Origin of the sequence: Glutamicibacter sp. 0426 (genome assembly GCF_001906485.1) — a bacterium.
GTDB lineage: Bacteria > Actinomycetota > Actinomycetes > Actinomycetales > Micrococcaceae > Glutamicibacter > Glutamicibacter nicotianae.
Genome location: NZ_MPBI01000001.1, coordinates 384433 through 408242 on the forward strand (window position 1 = coordinate 384433; position 23810 = coordinate 408242).

Genomic DNA, 23810 nt, shown 5'->3' on the forward strand with positions numbered 1-23810 from the left:
TAAATGTCGAACTCTGAAAAGCTCTTCGCCGAGGCCCGCGAGGTCATGCCCGGCGGCGTGAATTCCCCGGTGCGTGCGTTCGGCTCGGTCGGCGGCGTTCCACCGTTCATGGTCGGCGCCAAGGGCGCGTACCTGAGAGACGCCGACGGCAAGGAATATGTCGACCTGGTCTGCTCGTGGGGTCCGGCACTGCTGGGCCACGCCCACCCGGAAATCCAGGCAGCCGTGCACGCGGCCGTGGACCGCGGCCTGTCCTTCGGCGCATCCACCCCGGATGAGGCCAAGCTCGGCGCGCTGATCAAGTCCCGCATGGGCGGGGTGGACCGCGTGCGCATGGTCTCCACCGGCACCGAAGCCACCATGACCGCGGTGCGCCTGGCCCGTGGCTACACCGGCCGCGACCTGGTCATCAAGTTCTCCGGCTGCTACCACGGCCACCTCGACGGCCTGCTGGCCGACGCCGGCTCAGGTGTTGCCACCCTGGCCTTGCCGGGTTCCGCCGGGGTCACCGCAGCCACGGCGGCAGAAACCCTGGTCCTGCCCTACAACGACCGATCGGCCATCGAGGCGGCCTTCGCGGAGCACGGTGCGAACATCGCCGCGGTGATCACCGAATCGGCTCCGTGCAACATGGGAGTTGTCGTTCCCGAAGACGGCTTCAACAAGTTCCTGAAGGAAACCACCGCCAAGCACGGCGCGCTGCTGATCCTCGACGAGGTGCTTACCGGCTTCCGCGCATCTTCCTCGGGCTACTGGGGTTTGACCGGAAAGGAAGAGGGCTGGAACGCAGACCTCTACACCTTCGGCAAGGTCATCGGTGGCGGCCTGCCTACCGCTGCCTTAGGCGGACGCGCCGAGGTCATGGACTACCTCGCTCCGCTGGGCCCGGTCTACCAGGCAGGCACCCTGTCGGGCAACCCGGTGGCCATGGCCGCCGGCATCGCCCAGCTGACCCACGCCACCGAGGACGTTTACGCGCACCTGACCAAGCAGTCCGAGGCGCTGCAGACCGCGATCACCGAGTCCTTCAACGCCGCAGGCCTGGATCACTCGATCCAGCGCGCAGGCACCTTGTTCTCGGTAGCCTTCGGCACCTCCGAAAAGGGCGTGCACAACTACGCCGATGCGCAGGGACAGGAAGCGTTCCGCTACGCACCGTTCTTCCACTCGATGCTGGACTCCGGTATCTACCTGCCGCCTAGCGTCTTCGAGGCATGGTTCGTCTCGGCAGCCCATGATGATGCGGCGATGGAGAAGATCTTCGCTGCCCTTCCAGCAGCGGCCCAAGCTGCTGCGGCCGCTACGGCTTGATCGTAGTCACTGGAACAAAAGGCTAGGCCTGGCAGGCACCGCACGGTGCCTGCCAGGCCTAGCCTTTTAATTACTGCTGTTCCATCCCGGACAACGGCGGGAAACGCGACTGCCCGAGTTCCTTGCAAGGAACTCGGGCAGTCGCGGATCACGCAGGGACTACGCCCCGTGGCTGGAAAACCGGATTAGAAAGCGGCGATAACGCTGCCGTCGGTCCAGGTCTTCTCGATGTAGTCGCGGACCTCATCGGAGTGCAGCAGCTCTTCGAGCTTCGCAATTGCAGGAGTTTCTTCGCCGTCGCGCCAGGTCAGGAAGTTGGCGTTCGGATTGTTCTCGCCGGATTCCTGGGCAAGAATTTCGTCCTTGTTCAGCTTCGCCTGGACGATGTAGTTGCCGTTGATAACTGCCAGGCCGATGGAGTCATCGGACTTGTAGTACTGGACGACCTGCTCTGCGTTGGCGTCAGTGATTTCCAAGTTCAGCGGGTTCTTTTCCTTGTTGCCATTCACGGTCAGCAGGGAGTCGTCATCGCTGAGGTTCTGCAGCAGGCCAGCTTCTTCCAGTACACGCATGCCGCGGATCTGGTTCACCGGGTCGTTGTTCAGCAGCACCTTGGTGCCCTCGGCGACATCCTTCGGGTCCTGGAACTTCTTCGAGAAGACGGTCATCGGTTCCACGTGCACGCCCGCGCCGTGCGCGAACTCGTAGCCCTTTTCCTTCATTTCGGTAGCCAGGTAGGCCTCGGTCTGGAAGTAGTTGGCATCCAGCGAGCCGTCGGCAAGTCCGGTGTTCGGCGTGACGTAGTCGTCGATTTCCATGACGTCCAGGTCGATGCCGGCATCCTTGGCCAAATTCTCATCGATGAAGTTCAGGATGTCTGCCTGCGGGACCGGGCTGGCGCCCACCTTGATCACCGTAGGGTTTGCTGGATCCAAGGTAGCTGCGGTGTCTGCAGTTGGTTCGCTGCTGCCGCAAGCGGCCAGGGCGAATGCAGTGGCAACACCGGTGATGGCGAGTGCGAGTTTCTTGCGCATAACTTGTCTTTCCTTAGGTAGAGCCGTGAGGCACAATGCGAGTGGTTGGCCGTGTCCTCAGCGATTCGACGGCTCCGCCGGATCAACCGGCGGAAGTTCTAATTAGCGGTGATCAACCTTGCGGGCAATGGCATCGCCGATTACTTGCACCAGCTGGACCATGATCACGATAATCACGATGGTCGCAAGCATGATGGGCATGTTGTAGCGGACGTAGCCGTAGTTGTAGGCCAGACGGCCCAAGCCGCCGCCGCCTACGAGGCCGGCCATGGCGGAGTAGCCGATCAGGGTCACCATGGTGGTGGTGACCGCCGAGATGATGCCGGGCATGGCTTCCGGAACCAGGACCTTGCGAATGGTTTGCAGCTTCGTTGAGCCCATGACCAGGGCAGCATCGACCTTGCCGCTATTGACATCGCGCAGGGCGGTTTCCACCAGGCGGGCAAAGAACGGGATGGTGCCGATAGTCAATGACACGGAGGCGGCGATCGGGCCCAGCGCGGTGCCGATGAGCATCGCGGCGAATGGGATCAGGGCAACCATCAGGATGGCGAACGGGATGGAACGGGTGATGTTCACGATCACCGTGGAGAGAATCGCGTTCAACCAGCGCACGGGCGCCAGTCCGCCCTTGCCGGTCACATGCAGCAAAATGCCCAGCAGCAGACCGATGACGACGGTGATCACACCAGAAATCACGACCATCTGCAGGGTTTCGACGGTCGCTTGGCCAACGGCCTTGAGCACGGTGGGGGTGAAGAAATCCATTGCTTACTTGGCTCCCTTCACGGTAACGGCGATGCCGCTGGACTTCAAGTAGTTCACGATTGCCTCCAGGTCCGCGTCGGGAGCCAGTTGCAGGCGCAAGTGCGCGTACTGCTGCTGGCCGAGCTGCTCAACGGATCCAGCCAAGACATTGACATCGGTGTTGAACATGCGCGAAATGGAAGAGATGACTGGTTGGGTCGCCTGGTCGCCGGTGTAGAGCAGATCGAGGATCGGGCCCTCACCGTCCACGCGTGGTGCATCGCCCGGAAGCGGGAGCAAAGTGGAAGCCAGGCTTCCTGCGGCGTTGGTAATGACCTGCTCGATGTTGCCGTGCTCCACGATCTTGCCGGCTTCAAGCAGCGAGACGGAATCGCAGGCCTGCTTCACGACATGCATTTCGTGGGTAATGATCAGCACGGTGATGTTCAACCGATCGCGCAGCTTCTTGACCAAATCGAGAATTTCGTCGGTGGTCTTCGGATCCAGTGCACTGGTCGGCTCATCGCAGAGCAGGACATCCGGATCGGTTGCCAGCGCCCGGGCGATGCCCACGCGCTGGCGCTGGCCACCGGATAGCTGGGATGGGTAGCCCTTGGCGAACTTGGACAGTCCCACGAGCTCCAGCAGTTCGGCGACCTTTGCGTCGATTTCCGCCTTGGGCGTGCCGACAAGCTCTAGCGGGTAGGCCACGTTCTGCTCGGTGGTGCGCGAATCGAAGAGGTTCGCGTGCTGGAACACCATGCCAATTCGACGCCGCGCGTTCCGCAACTCGTCGGGGCTGACGTTGGTCAGCTCCTTGCCGTTCACGGCGACGGTCCCGGAGGTGGGCTGGTCGAGCAAGGTCAAGCAGCGGACGAGAGTGGATTTACCCGCTCCGGAATGTCCGACAATGCCATGAATTTTCCCGGTAGGGACTTCAAGGCTGACACCATCAAGGGCAACAACATCTTTGCCGTCTTGCTGGTAGACCTTGCGCAGGTCACTAACTGTGATCACTAGGCGTGTTCCTTCAGATTCTCATAGGGTGTAGAGAGTACCCTCTATTGAATCACTATCGAACAAAATCGCCCGAATCAAGGGAAAACCGCGGTCAAGATTCTTAGTATGAGGACTTAGTAGGCAAGCCTTCGAATATAATTTGCTGAATTATGACAGAAAATGAACGATTGACTTCCGCATAGTGGTCCTCGCGCCCAGCGTGACCTATGTGAAATGGCGCACAGGAAGCAGGATCTCTCGAGGTTACGATTCCGTGATGGGCCACGCACCATCGACGACAGCTTCGGGCTTCGTCTTGCGCAGGTACTTCTGGAAACTTTCGGCCTGCTCTTTCGCCCAGCCAATCTGCCAGCCGTGCAGCACCATCGGATCCACTTGCAGCTGCGGGTAGCGTTCTCCCAATTGGCGGGCAACCTCCACGCAGGCGATGGCATCAGCCAGAGACGTGTGCGCGTTTTCAAGGACTACACCGTAGAACTCGCACGCCGCGGCCAGGGTGCGCTTGCCCTTGCGGAATTTGTCGACCTGCTTGTCAATGATGAACGGATCGATGACATTGCCCGGGAAGAACGGTTCAAGGTCGTAGCGAACGGCTTCGCTATAGAGGACCGAAAAATCATAGGAAGCGTTGAATGCAACAATCGGCGCTTGCTCAGAGGCGAACTTCAGCAAATTCAAGATCTCCTGCACCGACTGTTTCGCCGGAGAGCCTTCAGCACGAGCTTTCTCGGTAGAGATTCCGTGAACCGCCGCTGCAGCCTCCGGGATCTCGACCCCGGGGTTCACCAGCCACTCGCGGTTGTTCACCACCTTGCCCTCAGCGTCGAGCAGCACCACCGAAGCGGTCACGATGCGAGCCGTATTGGTATCAACGCCAGTAGTTTCCAGATCAAAGCCAATTGCCAGGCCCTTATGCCATTCAGTCATGGATACAACGCTACAGCCAACGCAGGATAGGACAGCCCCGCGCATTGCGTGTTGTGGAGGACTGCAAGCTAATTGGCAGAATAGGGCTATGACATCTGACGCAGCCGAAAAGCCTCTGGATTATTCCGAGGCGGTGCATCGACTCGCGGCGCTGGTCCCCGCCGGTGCGGTGATCAGCTACAAGGACGTAGCGGAACTACTCGGTAGCGGGGGAGCACGCCAGGCCGGAAAAGCGATGGCCAGTGCTCCGGCCGGGACGCCGTGGTGGCGGATCATCCGTTCCAACGGTTCCATGACCGAGGCACTTGCCGAAGCAGCAGAACAGCACTGGATTTCCGAGGGGCTGGCGGTGCCAGGTCGGCACGTGAACATGGCCAAAAACCGCTGGAACCCCAGCGAAACGGCCTGGGGAAAAATAGATGCACTGCGTGCCGCGTTGGGCAACCCCAAAATGTCCGAGATGGATGATCAACTATGAGTATGGAAGAAACCCGAACCCATTCCCGAGAGGACACCGCCAAGCTGCGTGGCCACCTGCATTCGGTGAAAAGCCCCGTGCTGGTCACCGGGGCGCCGGGTACGGGAAAAACCAGCCTGCTCATTGACACGGCGGTTGCGCATCTGGCCACCGGGCTTGACCCGCAGTCCCTGCTGATCGTTGGCCCAACTCGACTGACCGCAGCCTCGATCCGCGACGAGCTCAGCCGCCGAGCCGAGCGGACCTTCACCGAACCGGTGGTCCGCACCTGGTCGGCCTATGCCTTCGATTTGATCCGCCGTGCTCGCGTCGAAGGGCTCTTGCCCCAGCTTGAACGCGTTCCCCGACTGCTCTCCGGACCGGAACAGGACACCTTGATCGGGCACCTGCTGGAAGGCCATGCCGCGGGGCTTACCGAAGGGCCGCAGTGGCCAAGCGAGCTGGAACTGGCAGTGGAGACCCGCGGATTCCGCAAGGAAATCCGCGAGTTCTTCGACCGTGTCTCGGAGCTCGGTTTGGAACCTGCCGACATCGCAGACCTCGGCCAGAAAGCCAACCGCCCCGAATGGCACGCTGCGGCGCTGTTCTACCAGGAATACCGCGACCTGCTGGATTTGGGCAGTGCCGAGGCATTCGATCCGGCCGGACTGATTACCCGTGCAGCGGAAATCCTGGAAGACAACGAGGCCTTCCTGCACGCAGAACAGGATCGGCTGGCCCTGATCCTCGTGGACGACCTGCAAGAAGCCACCCTGTCGCAGCACCGCCTGCTGTCGCTGCTCGGCAAGGACCGCGCGCTGGTTGCTTTCGCAGCACCCGACAGCGTAGTCCAGGGATTCCGCGGTGCACGCACCGACGAATTGCACCGTTTCGCACAGAACTACGCGAGCACTGGCGAAGCAACGAGCCTTGAACTGACCCATGGTTATCGCATGTCTGGACCGATCACCGAGGCCTGGCAGCGCATCGTCAGCCGCGTACCGCTGGCAGCAGGCTTGAGCGGACGGGCCATCGAGCCGATGAACACCCCGGAGCATGCGCTCTGCCAGGGACTGGTCTTCGAGAATTCCACCTTGGAAGAACGGTTCATCGCCCAGCGGATCGTACAGCTTAACCTCTTCGAAAACCGCAGCCTCGCCGATATTGCGATCGTGGTGCGCAACGGCTCGCAGGTGCGATCCTTCAGCCGATTCCTTGAAGGCCAGGGCATCGCGGTGCAAGTGCCACCAGCTGAAATTCCGTTAAAGGACGAGGGGGCGGTTCGCCCGCTGCTCGACCTGCTGTCATTGGCGTTCAGTGATTCTGTTGCGGATGATCCGCTGCTGATGCAGAACCTGCTGCTCTCGCGCTACGGGATGAGCACCGCGTTGGAAATTCGGCGGATCCGCCAGCTATTGCGCCAGCAGGAAGCCACGGCAGGCGGACGCCGCTCTAGCCAGGAACTGCTTGAAACCTGCCTGCGTGAACCGGCCATGGCCGAGAATCTGGGAAAGCCGGGGTACGGGCTGCAGCGCCTGCTGAAAATGTACGCTGCCCTGCAAGCGGAACTGGCCAGCGGAACCGCTACACCGGAAACAGCGCTCTGGGCAATGTGGGAAGCTTCGGGCCGTGCCAAAGCCTGGCGCGACGAGGCTCTGGGGGCCGGAACCGCCGCCCGCCGGGCTGACCGTGACCTGGACGCTGTCCTGTCGCTATTCCAAGCCGCAGAGCGTTTCGTGGACCAGCTCCCCGGAGCCAGCGTCCAGCAGTTCATTGAGCACATCCTGCACCAGGAACTGCCCATGGACTCATTGGCCACCCGCGCCGCCGGAGGGCAAACCGTCACGGTGCTCACCACCGCGGCAGCCGCAGGAAAGCAATGGCCGGTGGTGTTCATTCCGGGACTGCAGGAGGGCTCCTGGCCCAACCTGCGGCTTCGCGGCGAGCTGCTCGGCTCCAACGCGCTCGCCGATGCCGCGGAACACGGCATTGATTTCCTGGCCACGCGAACGCCAACGCAACTGGTGCGCCAAATCCGCAACGACGAATTGCGCAGCTTCAGCAATGCCGTCTCCCGTGCCGCCGACCAGCTGATCTGCACTGCGGTGGACAACGAGGACAGCCAGCCATCCTCCTTCCTGGACCTGGTCGAGCCGCCGGGGCCAGACGGGCGGAAACCTACTGCGGTTCCGCGCATCCGCTCGCTACCGACCCTGGTGGCTGAGCTGCGCAGCACCGCCGAAAGTGCCAAGGCAGCAAGCCTCGGGGCTGTGCCGGCCCCGGATGACGCCGATGCCCAGGGCCTGTACCATGACGCCGTCCACGTGCTGGGGCGCCTGGCCCGCGCGCAAATTCCTGTGCGCGGAGCGCATCCCGACACCTGGTGGGGACTGCGCGAGCTGTCCACCCAAGGCCCGGTGATTCCGGAGGACCAGCCCCGGCGGGTATCGCCATCCAAGGTGGAAACCCTGGTCAAATCGCCGCTGAACTGGTTCGTGCAAAGCGCCGGTGGCACCGCCGCCCACGATTTCGCGGCATCCCTGGGCACCCTGATCCACTCCATTGCCGAAGAGCACCCGGAGGCCAGCGGACACGAATATGAGCAGATCCTCGAACAGCGCTGGCCGGAACTGGAAAAACCGGAAAACTGGGAGGGCCAACGGGACTTCGACCGCGCCAACGCCATGCTCAAGAAGTTCGCAGCCTACTGCATGACCATGCGCCAAGAAGGACGCGAATTGGTGGCCCGGGAAATGCCATTCCAGCTGGAAGTACCAGCCCCTGACGGCACGCAGATCCAGCTTCGCGGAATCATTGACCGCGTGGAAGCCGGCGCCGACGGGAACGTTCGGGTCGTGGACCTGAAAACAGGGTCCACCGCACCAACCAAGGACGCGACCTTGGAGCACCCGCAGCTGGGCGTCTACCAAACCGCAATCCAGCTGGGCGCATTGCAAGAGCACGAGGCAACTGCAGGGCTTTCCGATGAGCCGGCCGGCGCGTCCTTGGTCTACGTGGGTACCAGCACCAAGAGCGCCTCGGTGCGAGAGCAACCATCCATCGGCGAAGCGGACTGGGCCCGCACGCTCATCTTCGAAGCCGCCGCCCTGATGGGCAACAGCGAATTCATCACCCGGCACGTTTCGGGAGCCGCCGGGATCCTCGGCAACTGCACGCTGCCTGAAATCTGCCCGTTATGCGCCCAAGGACGACAGGTTACCGAACCATGAGCAATATCAGATTCACCCCGGAAGAGCTCTCAGCAGCGCTCGGCGAGCAATTCCCGCCCACCGCCCAGCAGTCCGAAATTGTCGCCGCGCCGCTGGAACCCATGCTGGTCATCGCCGGCGCCGGCTCGGGCAAGACCAAGACCATGGCGGACAAAGTCGTCTGGCTGGTCGCCAACCAGTTGGTCAGGCCGGAACAAATCCTCGGCGTGACCTTTACACGAAAGGCCGCCGGAGAGCTGTCGGTCCGCATCCGCGCCAAGATCGCCCAACTGGTGTCCACCGGGCTGCTCAGTGCCGAAGAAACCCGCGACTTCCTCGATCCTGCGGTATCCACCTACCACTCCTACGCCAACACGCTGGTCCAGGACCATGGGCTGCGGCTTGGCCTTGAGGAAGACAGCGCCTTGCTGGGCGCGGCCCAGTCGTGGCAGGTGGCGCACTCGGTGCTGGAACGGTACACCGGCAATTACGAGCATCTGAACAGCGCCACCAGCACGTTGATTGATGCCATCGTCTCCTTCAGTTCCGAAGCCTCCGAGCACCTGGTCACCGCACCACAGGCGCACCAGTGGATCGATCAGCTGGTGGCACGCCTGCGCAGCCTGCCGATGGACGCAGAAAAGCCGAAGAAGCCGACCCAGGCAGCCCTTAAGCTCATCGACAAGCTGGCCTCGCGTGCCACGATCGCCGAGCTTGCAGAGGAGTACGCGCAGGAAAAGAAGCGCCTCGGGGTGATGGACTATGGCGATTTGGTAGCCCACGCGGCGCGTATCGCCCAAGAGGTGCCGGCGGCTGCGCTCGCCGAACGGGAGAGCCACAAGGTGGTGCTGCTCGATGAATTCCAAGACACCTCGCACGCGCAGATGGTGCTCTTCTCGCAACTCTACGGCGAGGGCCATCCGGTTACCGCAGTAGGCGACCCCAACCAGTCAATCTACGGATTCCGCGGGGCCAGTGCCGGACAGCTGTTCCGATTCCCGGAAGTCTTCCCGATTGTCCGGGACACTGGCCGGGAAGTTGCCCATGTAAAGCACCTGACCATCGCATGGCGCAACACCGTCAACGTGCTTGCCGCAGCGAATAGCATCACCGCCGGCGGACCGCAGCATCAAGGTCCGGTCTCGGTCAAGCCTTTGGATTCCTCCGCGCATGCCAAGGCCGGCCGGGTGGTGCTCAACCGCTGTGCGACGGTTCGCGACGAAGCGGAAGCCATTGCGGACATGATTGTTGCCGAGAATCGGTCAACTTCCGAGCCGAAAACCAGTGCAGTGCTCTCGCGCAATCGCACCCAGCTGAGCATCATGGGCGAGGTGCTTGCCGAGCGCGGCATCAAGTACCAGCTCGTGGGACTTTCGGGATTGCTCAGCACCCCTGAGCTCACCGACCTGGTCGCATGCCTGCACGTGCTGGTGGACCCGCTGCGCTCGGATAAGCTCATGCGCCTGCTGGCAGGAGCCCGCTGGCGCCTGGGCGCCTCCGACCTGATGGCTTTCGCAGATTGGTCCCGCCAGCTGGAACGGCGGCGGGCCCGCGGCCTGCAGCCAGATCCGGCCGAAGACGAAGAAACGCCAACCCCGGACGAGGCAGCCGCTGAAGCTGCCCGCGCCGAACTCAACGATGCGGCTAGCCTTGTCGAAGCATTGGACTTCCTGCCCAAGGAAGGCTGGAAAAGCAATGACGGCCGGAGCATCAGCGCTGCCGGCTACGAACGGCTGGCTGCCTTGCGCGATGAATTGGCAAGCTTGCGGCTGCTGGCCAATGATGACCTGGAGACCCTGATTCGCGAGACCGAACGCGCCATGAACCTGGACATCGAGGTGGCCGCCCGCCCGTGGATTTCCCGAGACAAGGCACGCGCCAATCTCGACGCCTTCGCCGATGTGGTGCGCGAGTACTGCCGCAATGCGCCACGTGTCGAGCTGGCTGGATTCCTGATGTGGCTGGAACAGGCCGCCGAAAAGGAAAAAGGCCTCCCGCTGCCCAGCGAAGATGCGGATCCGGCCGCTGTACAGTTGCTGACGGTTCACGCTTCCAAGGGATTGGAATGGGACATCGTGGCGGTGATGACCCTGAACGACGGGGTGTTCCCGGGTGCCAAGTCGGATCGCTGGACCAGCGGCGACAAGGCGCTGCCCTGGGAACTTCGTGGCGATGCCCGCGACCTGCCCCAATGGGACACCGAGCAGCCGGCCTTGAAGGAGCTGCTGGAAGCCGAATCGATCTTCAAGGACCAGGTCGAGGACCATCATATTGCTGAAGAACGCCGCCTGGCCTATGTCGCGGTAACCCGCGCCAAGTCCTTGCTGATTTGCAGCAGCAGCGTCTGGACGAGCACCCGCACCAAGCCCACCGAGGCCTCGGAATTCTTCAACTGCCTGCTTCCGCTGGCCGAAGGCGAAGACCCCCAGGCTGAAATCGGCCTCTGGGTGAAGGATGAGGAAGCTCCGGAACAAAACCCGAGCACGTTGACACCCCTCGAAGCGCTGTGGCCCTACGACCCGTTGGAAGGCCCCGTGGTCACCGGGGGAGTGCAGAAGACTCCCTATCCGTACTCACGCCGCAAAATCATTGCGGATGTGGCGGAGGATCTTGAATCCATTCCCGCCGACTATGAGCCGTTGACCGGTATTGGCCAGCAGTGGGCTGAAGAAGCGGAGAAACTTCTAGGCCAGCGAGAGTTCTTGGCTGTTCGTGAGCGCAGCATCGAGGTACCAGAGCATGTGCGTGCTTCATTGTTTGTCGAGCTGGCCGAAGACCCGGTAGGCGTGCTGGAAAACCTCCGGCGCCCGGTGCCACGTCGCCCGGGCCTGGCAGCACGGCGAGGTACCGCGTTCCACGCCTGGATCGAGGAGTTCTACGAGAAGACCTCCATGCTGGATCTGGGAGACCTGCAGGAACCAGCCGATGGCTATCTTGACGAGGCACTGGACCTCGAAGCGATGAAGGAAGCGTTCCTGGCGAGCGAATGGTCCAAGCTGCAGCCCGCCTACGTCGAGGTGCCCTTGGAGACCCGTGTGGGTCCGGTCGCTGTGCGCGGCCGCATAGATGCCGTCTTCCAGATGGATGACGGGACCTGGCTGATGCTGGACTGGAAAACGGGCCGGGTACCGAGCGGCAAGGATTTGAGGAGCAAGCTGGTCCAGCTCGCAGTGTATCGCTTGGGCTGGTCACGCCTGCACGGAATCCCGCTGGAGGAGATCAAGGCCGCCTTCTACTATGTGTCGGCGGGCATCACGATCCACGCGGAGCATCTCTCCGATGAGCAAGAACTGGAACAGATGATCAGCAGTGCATTCGAACAGCTCAACGGCTAGCGGCCGGAGGATGCCGGGAAGTGCCTACTTCCCGGCATCCTTGGCAGGCTCGTTCTCGTCTCGAGCAGGCTTCTGCGCGTCGGCTGTCCCATCTGCAGACGGCTGTGCTTCCGCTGCCTCTTTCTCCTGATCGGCGTGCTTTTGTCCGGGCTCCTGCTTCGATGGGGTGCTGCTATCTGAACCAGCCTCGTCAGCATCCGCAGTTGGCTGATCCGCAGATTCTCCGGAATCCTGCTGGTCCTGTGGCGAGGCGCCCTGGGGCGTTGCGGACTTCGGCGGTTCGGCTGCCAGGGCAGTGACCTTGTCGGTGTTGATGCTTGGGGCGGTGATCGCCACCGGTTTTTCCGGAACCTTCTGGGACGAAGTTTCCGGCTGGGCAGCCAACGGACGCGGGGCCTCCACGACCGACAACGGCTGGCCGCCATACTCGGCAATGTTCTGGTCCAGTTCTCGAAGCATCTCCTCGGCCTCGGCGATGCGTTCGTAGTCCTTGGAATCCAAGGACTTCACTAGCCACTGCGCCAAAGCGAATTCTGCGGCCAGCGCGGCGCGGCGCATGATGTGCGGATCGGCGGCCTTCCCGCGAGCTTCGACGTAGGCGGAGAACACGCGCTCGCTGAAGCTCTGGTCTTCGATGGCTGAGAGCCAAGCGAAGTCATCTGCTGGGTCGCCGACATGCAAATCGGTCCACCCTTTGACCGCAGTGATGCTGGAATGCGAAATCTGCAACTGCTCTTCATCGAAGTCGCCGTGAACTACGGCAGCGTTGAAACGCCACAGTGCCACGTCCTCCATGGCGTGTTCCCAGCGGCGCAGCAAACGGCTTGGCACCTTGCCGGTCGCCGCTGCGGTATCCAGCTCGTTGAGCTTGCGCTGGCGGATCTCGTCGGCGGTATAGGTCGGCAAACCTGCAACTTCGACTGCTTCATCGGGAATCTGGTGGATGGCAGCCATGCAATTGCCCAAGGACTTGGCCAGGTTGCTGCCCACATCAACCAGTTCGTCGAGGCTAGGAACATGACCGGGCATGTCCTTGTAGACAAAGGTCCGCAGTGGGCCCTGGCGCACTGTACCGGCTACGGCTGGCAAGGAAAAAGGCAGTGAAGCGCGGACCTTGGCTGAAAAAGCGCGCAAGGCCGAAAGTTCGGCTTCCAAGCGCATGCTTGCTTCATCGTGGCGAGGTGAACGGACGCGCCAGCGATGCTTGAGTGCGTCGACGACCAATGCTGAATCAAAGTCTTCCGCATCGTCGGACAGCGCCGCGAAGCCAACCGGGGTCAATCCGGGGACGGCGGCGGTGGCAATTGCGGCGAGTTCCATGGCAGTGCGTTTCACAAGTTCCACCGTATGCGAGATTCTCTTTTCTATCGTTGAATGACGCACGGAATATGGCGGGATTCACCGGCAACGTTCAGAGTTGCGATGAATCTCATTCATCAACTGCAATCCACAATGAGAATGCATCAAGATTCTGGGGTGTAATGTGCATTAGGTTAGAGGTATGGCTCTGGCAGAAATTTATCGAACCCCGCTTACCGGACTTCACTTCGGGCAGTCGCTGATCGAGCGACCGCTGACCGAAAAGCAGGATCCGACGCTTGTGCCGAACCTGTTGAATCAACCCAGTACCAAGGTGCTGCTGATCAGTGGCGGTGGCGCGGCAACTTCCGGAACTGAACTCTTCTTCCTCGACGGAACGCAGTATCGTGCGAAAGACTCTGAACGCCAGGTGTATTTGGGGCGCGCGGCAGGCACCGAATACGTGTTGGCTATCGTTGATGCCGAAGATTATGCCACCAGTGGTATTGACCGCTGGGTGACCTTGCGTGAAAGTTTCACCGTGCTTCGCGAACTGCATGCAGAACTTTTCGTGGAAGCGCAAGCGATCGCCAACTGGATTCGTTCGGAGAAGTTTTGTCCGCGTTGCGGATCGCCAGTCGTGGCAGCCACCTTCGGCTGGGGCCAGCGCTGCGTAGAGAATGACCACGAGCTTTTTCCACGCACCGACCCGGCAATCATTGCCTCGGTGATAGACAGCCAAGATCGACTTCTGCTGGGATCCAATGCCGCCTTCAAGCACCGGATGTATTCGGTGCTGGCAGGATTTGTCGAGGCGGGGGAGTCCCTGGAGTCTGCCGTGCGCCGCGAGATTTATGAGGAATCTGGCGTGCGCGTTGGTGATGTCGCCTACCGTGGTTCCCAGCCTTGGCCAATGCCGCGTTCTCTGATGCTTGGCTTCGCGGCTGAAGCCCTGAGCGAAGAGCTGGTTCCCGACGGCGCAGAAATCATGGACCTTCGCTGGTTCACACGAGCTGAACTGCGTGAGGCCTTGGAATCAGGAACAATAGATATACCGCGTGGAGTCTCGATAGCCCACGCATTGATCCGTACGTGGTACGGCGAACCCCTTCCGGAGGCCCTGAGCAAGTGACCGAATACGACAATCCGCCAGCAACCGATTTGCTAGCGGGACTGGATGCTGAACAGCGGCAAGCAGCTGAAACCCTCAGCGGTCCACTGTGTATTCTGGCAGGCGCAGGAACCGGAAAGACCAGGGCCATTACCCACCGGATTGCCTACGGCGTGCATACCGGCATCTACAACCCGACCAGCGTTCTGGCTCTGACCTTCACCACTCGTGCTGCCGCGGAAATGCGCACCCGCTTGCGTCAGCTCGGCGCCCCCGGCGTGCAGACGCGAACGTTCCACGCGGCGGCGTTGCGCCAGCTGCAGTACTTCTGGCCGCAGGCCATTGGCGGAACCCTGCCGAACCTGGTTGAGCATAAGGCCCCGTTGATCGCAGAAGCAGCGCGTCGCCTGCGCATTTCCAGCGACCGTGCCATGGTCCGTGATCTTGCTGCCGAAATCGAGTGGGCCAAGGTGTCCATGCACACACCTGAGAGCTATGCCAAGATCGCAGCATCCCGCGAACTGCCCAACGGTCTTGAATCAGTCAGCATGGCTCGAATCTTCCAGACCTACGAAGAGCTTAAAGATGACCGCGGTGTGATCGACTTCGAGGATGTGCTGCTGCTGACCATTGCGATTCTGGAAGACAACGAAAAAGTCGCAGCCAGTGTACGCCAGCAGTACCGCCACTTTGTCGTGGACGAGTACCAGGACGTGTCGCCGCTGCAGCAGCGGCTCCTGGATCTCTGGCTCGGACAACGCAACGAGCTGTGCGTGGTGGGCGATGCCTCCCAGACCATTTACTCGTTTACCGGTGCGCGCCCTGACTACTTGCTGAACTTCAGTGCACGCTTCCCGGAGGCGAAAGTCGTGAAGCTGGTCCGCGATTACCGTTCCACACCTGAAGTGGTCAATTTGGCTAACAAGGTGCTGGCTAACCGGCGCATTGAATCCCAGGTCCCAGACCGCCATGTCACCTGGCCAGAACCGCTGGAACTCATCGCGCAACGCGACCACGGTCCAGCCCCCGAATTCTTTGAAGCGACTGACGACGAAAACGAAGCCGTTGAAGTCGCACAGCGGATCAAGCAGCTGCTCAAAAACGGCCAGGACATTTCCGAAATTGCCATCCTGTACCGCACCAACGGACAGTCCCAGGCCTTTGAGCAGGCTCTGACGGGACATTCCATTCCCTATGTGATGCGTGGCGCAGAACGATTCTTCTCCCGCCGCGAGGTGAAGGAAGGCATGCTCGCGCTGCGGGCCGGCTTGAGTGTTGCCGCGGATGCTCCGGTCGCGCAGATGGTACGCGATATCCTTTCCTCGCATGGCTACTCGGTGAACGCTCCGAGTGGCGGCACCGGTGCAGTGCGCCAGCGTTGGGAGTCGATGTCGGCACTGGTTCGCCTGGCCGATGAAGTCGTTGCTTTCAAGAAAGAACAGGACATCGATGCCACGCTGCACGATGTGGTCAAGGAGCTCGAAGACCGCGCGGCGATCCAGCACGCGCCGACGCTAGATGGCGTCACTTTGGCGTCCTTCCATGCGGCTAAGGGGTTGGAGTGGGACGCCGTATTTCTTGTCGGGTTGAACGAAGGCTTGGTCCCGATTTCCTATGCCAAGGATCAAGCGGGCTTCGACGAAGAACGGCGCTTGCTGTACGTGGGCATTACCCGTGCACGGAAGCACCTGTACCTGTCCTGGTCGCTTGCCAGGACGCCGGGTGGACGTGCGCACCGTTACCCATCGCGATTCTTGGATGGGATTAAATCAGTACGCCAAGCCAGCAGCAGGCAGCAGACCAGCTATCGCAAGCGTGAACAGAAAATCACGCCAGCCGTCTGCATGACCTGCGGCTCGTTCTTGACCAGTGCGAAGGAGCGGAAGCTCAAGCGTTGCGCCTCATGCCCGGCTGCTTATGATGAGGCACTGTTCGAGGACTTGCGTGAATGGCGATCGGAAGTTGCCCAGTCCAATGCGGTCCCCGCTTTCGTCATCTTCACCGATGCAACCCTCATGTCTATCGCGGAGCACCAGCCGGATTCAATCCAGGGATTGTCGAAGATTCCAGGAGTGGGTCGCAGCAAGCTTGAACGATATGGCGAGGCGGTATTGGCGGTCGTTGGCGAGCGCCGCGCCTAGGGTTCTCCACAGCCGGTGTACCAGAGGCGAAGTGCTTCGGGCCCCGGGCTTAGCTTAATGAGATGACTCAGTGGGTGGATAGGACGATCCGCTTCACTGCCATAATCGAGGAATGGGGCGCTGTGCCATGCCAGCTTTTCCAAATACTGTCGACTTCGTAGCGCCGGACGAAATTCCCGTGCGGATTCTCCGTTCAGCCAAGCGCAAGAAAACTATTTCATCCCAATGGCGCGATAATCGGCTGATTATCCAGGTTCCTGCGGCGCTGGACGAAAGAACGGAACGTGCCTTCGTTGAAGAGATGATCGCGAAGTATCGCAAGGGACGCCAGGCACGCACAGCTGGTCTTACCGATGACGCGCTGGCTCGCCGTGCTGCGTCACTCGACCAGCAGTACTTTGCCGGCAAGGCCGCGCCGCAATCGGTGCGCTGGGTAGCCAACCAGAACAAGCGCTGGGGCTCGGCTTCATATCGGCAGCGCAGCATCCGCTTATCGATCACGTTGCAGCATATGCCCAGCTGGGTGCAGGACTATGTGCTCGTCCATGAATTAGCGCATCTCGTGGCTCCTAGTGCCGGCCACGGACCAGGATTCCAGGCGTTGCTGAACCGATTCGAACGCAGAGCGCATGCGGATATTTTCTTAGAGGCCTTTCACGCCGGATACAACGCCCACGCCAAGGAACTGGGCCGTGACGAAGATGAGCTGTCCGGTTTCGGCCATGACGAGGAACAGTAGTCCAACACAAAAAGGAGGGGTGTGCACGTGTGCACATCCCTCCTTCGATGTCTTAGCCTAGTCAGCTCTTTGGATTCTCTGGCTTGCCAGGATCGTCGTCCTCGGAATCGGATTCGACATTGTCGAAACCGCCGTCCAAGAGCTTGCCCAACGCCGCGTCGAAGTCATCGAACTCGGTTGCGGCAACTTCACGGCGATGCGTAAACCCCTTGGGATCGGTGAGATCTTCTGCAGTAGGCATCAGGTCAGGGTGGTCCCATACGGCGTCACGGCCGTCGATACCACGCTCATCGTACAGATGCTCCCAGAGTGCAGCCGCTTCACGAAGCTTGCGCGGGCGCAGTTCAAGGCCAACCAGAGATGCGAAAGCGGTCTCCGCCGGACCACCGGATGCACGGCGGCGACGCATCGTCTCGCGCAGGTGGCCGGCAAATGGCAAGTTCTGGGCAGCCAAGGAAACTACGTGGTCAACCCAGCCTTCGATCAATGCCAACGTCAGCTCGAGGTTCTCAAGAGCTTTCTCCTGGGCTGGGGTGCGCTGCGGGGTGAATATCCCTTCGCCCAGCATCGACTGCAGGGCTTCCGGGTTGGACGGATCAATGCCGCGTACGGCATCTTCGATTCGCGACATGTCGATGTGGATGCCGCGAGCGTAGGATTCGACGGCGCCAATCAACTTGGAGCTCAGCCATGGCACCCGGTTGAACAATCGCGTATGTGCGTTCTCGCGGAGAATCACATACAGCAGGACTTCCTGCTCGGGGATTTCAAGGCCGTCGCCAAACTTGCTGACATTGGTCGCGATAATTCCGGGAGTGGTTCCTGCCAGCGGCAAGCCGATATCGGTGCCGCCAAGAACATCGGTTGCCAAGCCGCCCAAAGCAGTACCCAGCTGCATGCCGAACATGCTGGCCCCGAGGTTGCGGAACATGCCATCGGCGTTGCCGAGCATGCCCTTCATCTCTTCGGGAATCTGGTCTTTCATCGCGGTGGTGATGGCCTTGGCCACGGACTCGGCAACAGGTTCGGTGACCTGCTTCCACGTGGCCAAAGTCTTGTCGTACCATCGTTTGCGAGTCCACACCTCTGTCGCGTGGCCGTTCGACTCGAACACCGTGGCGTTATCCAGCCACAATCCCGACAGGTTTGAAGCATCGCTGATGGCGCTGTTCCGCGCTTCGGAAACAGCAGGATCATCGCTGGCATATGCCTGCAACGCTGTGTCGGATGCAAGCTTCCAGTTCACCGGACCAGAAGAAGCGTTATTGCTCATCATCGCGGACATCATGGCCTGGGCCTGCTGCATCATTTTCTGCATCGCAGCCGGATCGCCTTGAGCGCCAAGGGCATCACGAAGCTGCGGCGGGAGGTCATTCGGGTCGAATCCGCCACCGAAGAGCTGACCAAACATCGCAGAAAATGGGTCCTGCGGATTGTTTTCGTCGTCATCGCCGTTTGGGCGGTTGTTCGGGGGGTTCTGTGCCATGCCTTTAAAACTACCGCGAGCGCCTGATAGTTCCCATGAATCTGGGCTCCAGTTCGCTTTCGGCACATCGAATACGCCTTGGTGCTGATGTTTTTAGACCCATGGCTTCAGTAGGCTAAGAGTGGGGATGTCTGCGAGGACGGATCCGCGTATTTTTTGACAGTTGGCGGGAGCAAGATCAGTGCACGTACGGGAACCACAAGACTCGACTCAGGAGCCAGGTAATTCCGGCCGTGCTCCTCAAGGTTCCAAAACCATGAAACGCACCAGTTCCGGCATCGTTGCACTGCTCCTGATCGGCGTAATGATGTTTCTCCCCACGCATTTCATGATCCGATCGCCGGGCCCCGTGTTCAACACGTTGGGCGAGGACAATGGACACGATGTGGTGTCCATCAAGGGGGCCGAATCATACCCTTCGGACAGTGTCTTGGACCTGTTGACCATTTATGTCCAGGGTGGCGGGCAGAACCGGATTACCATTCCTGTCGTGCTCGAAGCACTGATTAATCCGGCCAAGGATGTCGTCCCCGAAGAAACGATTATTTCCCGTGGAGTCTCCTCGGAAGAAAAGAATGAGCAAAACGATTTCCTGATGACTTCTTCGCAGGACTTGGCTGTAGCGGCGGCGTTGACCGAGCTCGGCAAAGACTTCACCGAATGGCTGACAGTCGCGGACTTCTCCGCCGACACGAATGAAAAGGTGCTGGAACCGAAGGACCGCTTGCTGGAGTTCGAAGGGGAGAAGATTACTTCGCTGGAGCAGCTGAAGGAGAGCCTGAACGACCACGGGGCAAAACCAGCAACCCTTACCGTCGGCCGACCGGATAAGCATGGTGTCTACAGCAATGTGGACGTCACCGTCCATACCAAAGAGGCCGAGAATGGCGAACGCCAGTTGGGTGTCTTCTTGGGTAGTGAATACGAGTTCCCCATCGACGTGAGTTTCGGGTTGGAAAACGTAGGCGGTCCGAGTGCCGGGATGATGTTTGCCTTGGCGATCATTGACCGCTTGACTGAAGGCTCGCTGGCGGGGGACCACCACATTGCCGGCACCGGCGAAATTTCTGCCGGTGGTGCGGTCGGTCCAATCGGTGGCATAGCCCAGAAGATGGTGGCAGCCAAGAACAATGGGGCGACGGTGTTCTTGGCACCAGCCGATAACTGTGCTGAAGTCATTGGCCGAGTTCCCGCCGGACTCGATGTCATCAAGGTAGCGACCCTGTCGGAGGCCCGCCATGCCTTAGAGAAAATCGCCAAGGGGCAAGACCCGGCGACTTTCACGACATGCGAATAGATTTAGCCGTGCATCAAAGGAAGAATTGATGCAAGGAAACCAATCTCGTGCATAACGCCCGTTCATGAATTAGGTACACGAGTTCTCCCGTTGGAAACGGCGGGAAGAACCCAAAGTAAGGAATAGTATAGTGTCATTCGGATCGGATAGTCCGTTCGGGGGTCCTCCGCGACCCCAAGAGCCACAACGACCTTCCAACCCTTCAGGCAAGAAAGCGTCGCCGCTGACCCTGACCATCTTCGCGGTGGTCATCCTCGTCGCGGTCTTCGTTTTCTTGTCGAATTTCTACGCTGATATCCTCTGGTTCAACCAGCTGGGTTTCTCCGAGGTCTACTGGACTGAGCGGATCGCCAAACTAGTGATCTTCCTGATCGCTTTGGTGTTGATGGCAGTTCCCATGTGGTTCTCGATGCGCAGTGCCTACAAGCACCGCCCGGTCTATGCACCCAACTCGAACCGTCCCGATTCCATGTCGCGCTACCAGGCCCAGTTGGAACCAGTGCGCCGTTTCCTGATGGTGGGCATTCCACTGGTGATTGGCATTTTCGCCGCCGTTGCCGTGGCAGGACAGTGGCAGACGATCTTGCTGTTCTTCAACCAGGTCGGTTTCGGAAGCACTGACCCCCAGTTCAATATGGATCTGGGCTTCTTTGTCTTCTCCCTTCCCTTCATTGCGCTGGTCAACGGCTTCTTGATCTCGGTCGTGCTGCTCAGCGGCGTGGCCGGTCTGCTGACCCACTACCTCTACGGCGGAATCCGTGTCGAAGAACGCGGTGGCATTACTGTTGGCAAGGCTGCTCGCGTGCACACCGCAGTTGTTGTCGGAATCTTTCTGCTCTTCCAGGCCGTGAACTTCTGGATCGGCCAGTACGAGACCCTCACTGACCAGTCAGGCCGTGTCGCCGGTGCGCTGTACAAGGATGTCCATGCAGTCATCCCGGCGCAGATGATTCTGGCCATCGTGGCGATCCTGATCGCCATCACCTTCGTGATTGCGGCGATCAACGGGCGTTGGCGCTTGCCATTGATTGGCACCGCCATGCTGGTAGCAACGATGATTGTTGCCAGCGGCGTCTACCCGTTCCTAGTCCAGCAGTACAAGGTGGTCCCTTCGCAGAAGGCGCTGGAGAGCGAGTACATTGAGCGCAATATCGAGATGACTCGTTTGGCATTCGGCCTGGATGACGTGGAAGTGACCGACTACGACGCAAAGATCTCGACCGAGAAGAATGCGCTGGCGAAGGAAACTGCCACCACCGCGAACATCCGTCTGCTGGATCCGAACCTGGTTTCGGCTGCTTTCGCACAGCTGCAGCAGTTCCGTGGCTACTACACCTTCGCCGAGACCCTGAACGTTGATCGCTACGAGATCGACGGCAAGGTGGAAGATACCGTTATTGCCGCCCGTGAAGTGAACGTCGATCCAACCGACACCTGGGTGAACCAGCACATCAACTACACCCACGGCTACGGCCTGGTGGCCGCATACGGCAACCGTGTCGCTGCCGGTGGTCGTCCGGACTTCATGCTCGGTGGCATCCCGACCTCTGGTGATTTGATCACCGACAAGGAATACGAACCGCGGATCTACTTCGGTGAGAATTCTCCGTCCTATTCGATTGTGGGCGGACCGGATGAGGGATGGACCGACCAGGAGCTTGACCGCCCGGGTACCGGTGGCGAGAACCAGGACACCCGCTATACCTTCAAGGGCGATGGCGGTCCGAACGTTGGCAACTTGTTCAACCGCCTGGTCTACGCACTGAAGTTCGCCTCCACCGACCTGTTGCTCTCACAGAACGTCAATAGCGAATCGCAGATCCTGTACGATCGCGACCCTCGCGATCGTGTCAGCAAGGTTGCACCGTACCTCACGTTGGATTCCCAAGCGTACCCTGCCATTGTCGATGGCCGGGTGCAGTGGATCATCGATGGCTACACGACCTCGAATGACTTCCCATATTCCCAGCAGCAGCAGCTGGATTCGGCAGTGACCGACTCGCTGACCAACGCGCAGGATCTGTCGCTGACCGGTCGCGTGAACTACTTGCGCAACTCGGTGAAGGCCACCGTCGACGCCTATGACGGATCGGTCAAACTCTACGCCTGGGACACCGAAGATCCAATCCTGCAGTCTTGGCAGAAGATCTTCCCTACGGCCCTGAACCCGCTGGATGATATGTCCGCTGAGCTGATGGAGCACGTGCGCTATCCGGAGGACATGTTCAAGGTGCAGCGTGAAGTGCTGACCACATACCACGTGGACAACCCGGATGCGTTCTACGAGTCCAACGATGCGTGGGCCGTGCCGGACGATCCAACCTCGTCTGCTGCCGGCGTGAAGCAGCCGCCATACTTCATGTCCTTGAAGATGCCTACCCAGGACGAAGCGTCGTTCTCGCTGACCTCGACCTTCATCCCGGCTGCGGCAGCCAATGGCCAGCAGCGCAACGTGCTCTTCGGCTTCCTATCGGCGAATGCCGATGCCGGCTCCACGCCGGGGGAGAAGGCCGACGACTACGGCAAGCTGCGGCTGCTTGAGCTGCCACGAGACACTGCCGTTCCTGGCCCGGGTCAGGCGCAGCAGAACTTCGATACCAACACCCGTGTGACCACCGAACTGAACCTGCTGCGCCAGGGTGCCTCGGAAGTAAAGAACGGCAATCTGCTGTCCTTGCCAGTTGGCGGCGGTATCCTCTACGTCCAGCCTGTATACGTCCAGTCTTCGGGCCAGACTAGCTACCCTACCTTGCGCAAGGTTCTGGTTTCCTTCGGTGACAAGGTCGGCTTCGCCGATACGCTGGCTGAAGCACTGGATGAAGTCTTTGGTGGCGATTCCGGTGCGGTAACCGGTGAGACCGAAGGCGTGTCGCCGAGCGAAGACCCTGAGGGCGAGGCCGAACCGACCCAGACCGATACCGAGAAGCTGACTGAAGCTCTGGCGGATGCGAACGAAGCCATCAAGAATGGTCAGGAAGCATTGGCCAAGGGCGACTTCGGCGCTTACGGTGAATCGCAGAAGCAGCTGGAGGACGCCTTGAACCGTGCGATGGAGGCAGATGCTGCCATCAACGGCACCGAGGTTGAGGGGGACGTGAAACTGGACGAAGGCCAGAATAACGATGCCTCCCAGTCGCCAGCGCCAACCGATGGCGCTGAAGGCTAGGAATAGCAGTAACTGCCGATTTGCTTTCACACCGCGATGATGCAAGAATTGTCTAGTCATCGCGGGGTGGAGCAGTTCGGTAGCTCGCCGGGCTCATAACCCGGAGGTCAGAGGTTCAAATCCTCTCCCCGCCACGAATGGCAAAATGGAGATCCGAAAGGATCTCCATTTTGCGTTAACCTGAAACTCTCCAGCCACCGAACCCAGAAGACGCCCGGGAGGCAATTGGGGGCTGGGCTCTGGACGCGTCGCTAATCCGTACGCAGGGAGATCGTCTGGTGGCACAAGACAACGTCTCTCTGACGCCACCCCGCGGTCGATGAATGCCCGTTACACGGCTACGGGCAAGGACATCGGCAGATGCATTTGATTTCCCTGGTCCGAGCACGGCCGCTCGCAATCTTGCGGGCCGGGTGCAGTCAGTGCAAGAAATATGGGCAGCACCGCGGAATAATTCGGGTCAGGTGAGGCATTCGAGCGGAGTGGGATTAAGGACACGCTTTTCGATTCGCTATTGAGTTCAACAGTTGG

At 60.4% G+C, this 23810-nt stretch carries 15 protein-coding genes and 1 tRNA gene; 10 read left to right on the forward strand and 6 right to left on the reverse strand.

Translation table 11 applies throughout. From position 1 onward, the window contains the following. The first annotated feature begins 3 nt into the window (after positions 1-3). On the forward strand, positions 4-1311 hold the full coding sequence (hemL, locus tag BKX98_RS01920) for a glutamate-1-semialdehyde 2,1-aminomutase (protein WP_038990586.1): 1308 nt from the start codon (positions 4-6) through the stop codon (positions 1309-1311). Between the two features lie 185 nt (positions 1312-1496). Here the strand turns inward: hemL and BKX98_RS01925 are convergent, their stop codons facing one another. The 4 genes from BKX98_RS01925 to BKX98_RS01940 form a co-directional block, all read right to left on the reverse strand. Next, a complete protein-coding gene (locus BKX98_RS01925) occupies positions 1497-2345 on the reverse strand; it encodes a MetQ/NlpA family ABC transporter substrate-binding protein (RefSeq protein ID WP_073705978.1) in 849 nt (282 codons plus the stop codon). Between the two features lie 102 nt (positions 2346-2447). Then, complete coding sequence (locus BKX98_RS01930) at positions 2448-3113, reverse strand: methionine ABC transporter permease (protein WP_073705979.1); 666 nt, start codon at positions 3111-3113, stop codon at positions 2448-2450. A gap of 3 nt (positions 3114-3116) precedes the next feature. Beyond that, a complete protein-coding gene (locus tag BKX98_RS01935) occupies positions 3117-4109 on the reverse strand; it encodes a methionine ABC transporter ATP-binding protein (RefSeq protein ID WP_038990582.1) in 993 nt (330 codons plus the stop codon). Positions 4110-4355: 246 nt separating this feature from the next. After that, positions 4356-5039 (reverse strand): 3'-5' exonuclease, encoded by a 684-nt coding sequence (locus BKX98_RS01940; RefSeq protein WP_038990580.1) that lies wholly within the window; start codon positions 5037-5039, stop codon positions 4356-4358. Positions 5040-5127: 88 nt separating this feature from the next. Between BKX98_RS01940 and BKX98_RS01945 the strand changes: the two genes are divergently transcribed. Genes BKX98_RS01945 through BKX98_RS01955 form a run of 3 tightly spaced genes read left to right on the forward strand, consistent with a single transcriptional unit; the run spans position 5128 to position 12040 of the window. Then, on the forward strand, positions 5128-5517 hold the full coding sequence (locus BKX98_RS01945; protein ID WP_038990579.1) for an MGMT family protein: 390 nt from the start codon (positions 5128-5130) through the stop codon (positions 5515-5517). Next, a complete protein-coding gene (locus BKX98_RS01950; RefSeq protein ID WP_073705980.1) occupies positions 5514-8726 on the forward strand; it encodes an ATP-dependent DNA helicase in 3213 nt (1070 codons plus the stop codon). Before BKX98_RS01945 ends, BKX98_RS01950 begins: the two co-directional genes overlap by 4 nt. After that, positions 8723-12040 (forward strand): ATP-dependent DNA helicase, encoded by a 3318-nt coding sequence (locus BKX98_RS01955; protein WP_073705981.1) that lies wholly within the window; start codon positions 8723-8725, stop codon positions 12038-12040. The genes BKX98_RS01950 and BKX98_RS01955 overlap by 4 nt, the downstream gene beginning before the upstream one ends. Positions 12041-12064: 24 nt before the next feature. On the opposite strand, the gene BKX98_RS01960 is transcribed toward BKX98_RS01955, so the two are convergent. Continuing rightward, positions 12065-13384, reverse strand: coding sequence for a phosphotransferase (locus BKX98_RS01960; RefSeq protein ID WP_233125261.1), 1320 nt, complete (start codon positions 13382-13384; stop codon positions 12065-12067). 157 nt (positions 13385-13541) lie between these two features. On the opposite strand from BKX98_RS01960, the gene nudC reads away from it, so the two are divergent. From nudC to BKX98_RS01975, 3 genes are all read left to right on the forward strand, one after another. Further along, positions 13542-14471: an NAD(+) diphosphatase gene (nudC, locus tag BKX98_RS01965; protein ID WP_073705982.1), complete on the forward strand. Its 930-nt coding sequence runs from the start codon at positions 13542-13544 to the stop codon at positions 14469-14471. Then, a complete protein-coding gene (locus tag BKX98_RS01970; protein ID WP_073705983.1) occupies positions 14468-16591 on the forward strand; it encodes an ATP-dependent DNA helicase UvrD2 in 2124 nt (707 codons plus the stop codon). The genes nudC and BKX98_RS01970 overlap by 4 nt, the downstream gene beginning before the upstream one ends. A 127-nt stretch (positions 16592-16718) precedes the next feature. Continuing rightward, the gene (locus tag BKX98_RS01975) at positions 16719-17330 is read left to right on the forward strand and encodes a M48 family metallopeptidase (RefSeq protein WP_158024644.1); all 612 of its coding nucleotides are present in this window, start codon (positions 16719-16721) and stop codon (positions 17328-17330) included. A 61-nt stretch (positions 17331-17391) separates the two neighbouring features. On the opposite strand, the gene BKX98_RS01980 is transcribed toward BKX98_RS01975, so the two are convergent. Then, positions 17392-18816 carry a zinc-dependent metalloprotease gene (locus BKX98_RS01980; protein ID WP_073705984.1) on the reverse strand — a complete coding sequence of 475 codons (1425 nt, stop codon included), beginning with the start codon at positions 18814-18816 and terminating at the stop codon, positions 17392-17394. Positions 18817-18997: 181 nt separating this feature from the next. Here BKX98_RS01980 and BKX98_RS01985 point away from each other — a divergent pair, with 181 nt between their 5' ends. The 3 genes from BKX98_RS01985 (at position 18998) to BKX98_RS01995 (ending at position 23413) form a co-directional block, all read left to right on the forward strand. Further along, positions 18998-20113, forward strand: coding sequence for a PDZ domain-containing protein (locus BKX98_RS01985; RefSeq protein WP_143180994.1), 1116 nt, complete (start codon positions 18998-19000; stop codon positions 20111-20113). A gap of 130 nt (positions 20114-20243) precedes the next feature. Continuing rightward, positions 20244-23279: a UPF0182 family protein gene (locus BKX98_RS01990; RefSeq protein ID WP_052253641.1), complete on the forward strand. Its 3036-nt coding sequence runs from the start codon at positions 20244-20246 to the stop codon at positions 23277-23279. Between the two features lie 60 nt (positions 23280-23339). After that, positions 23340-23413, forward strand: a tRNA-Met gene (locus BKX98_RS01995). Positions 23414-23810 lie beyond the last annotated feature (397 nt).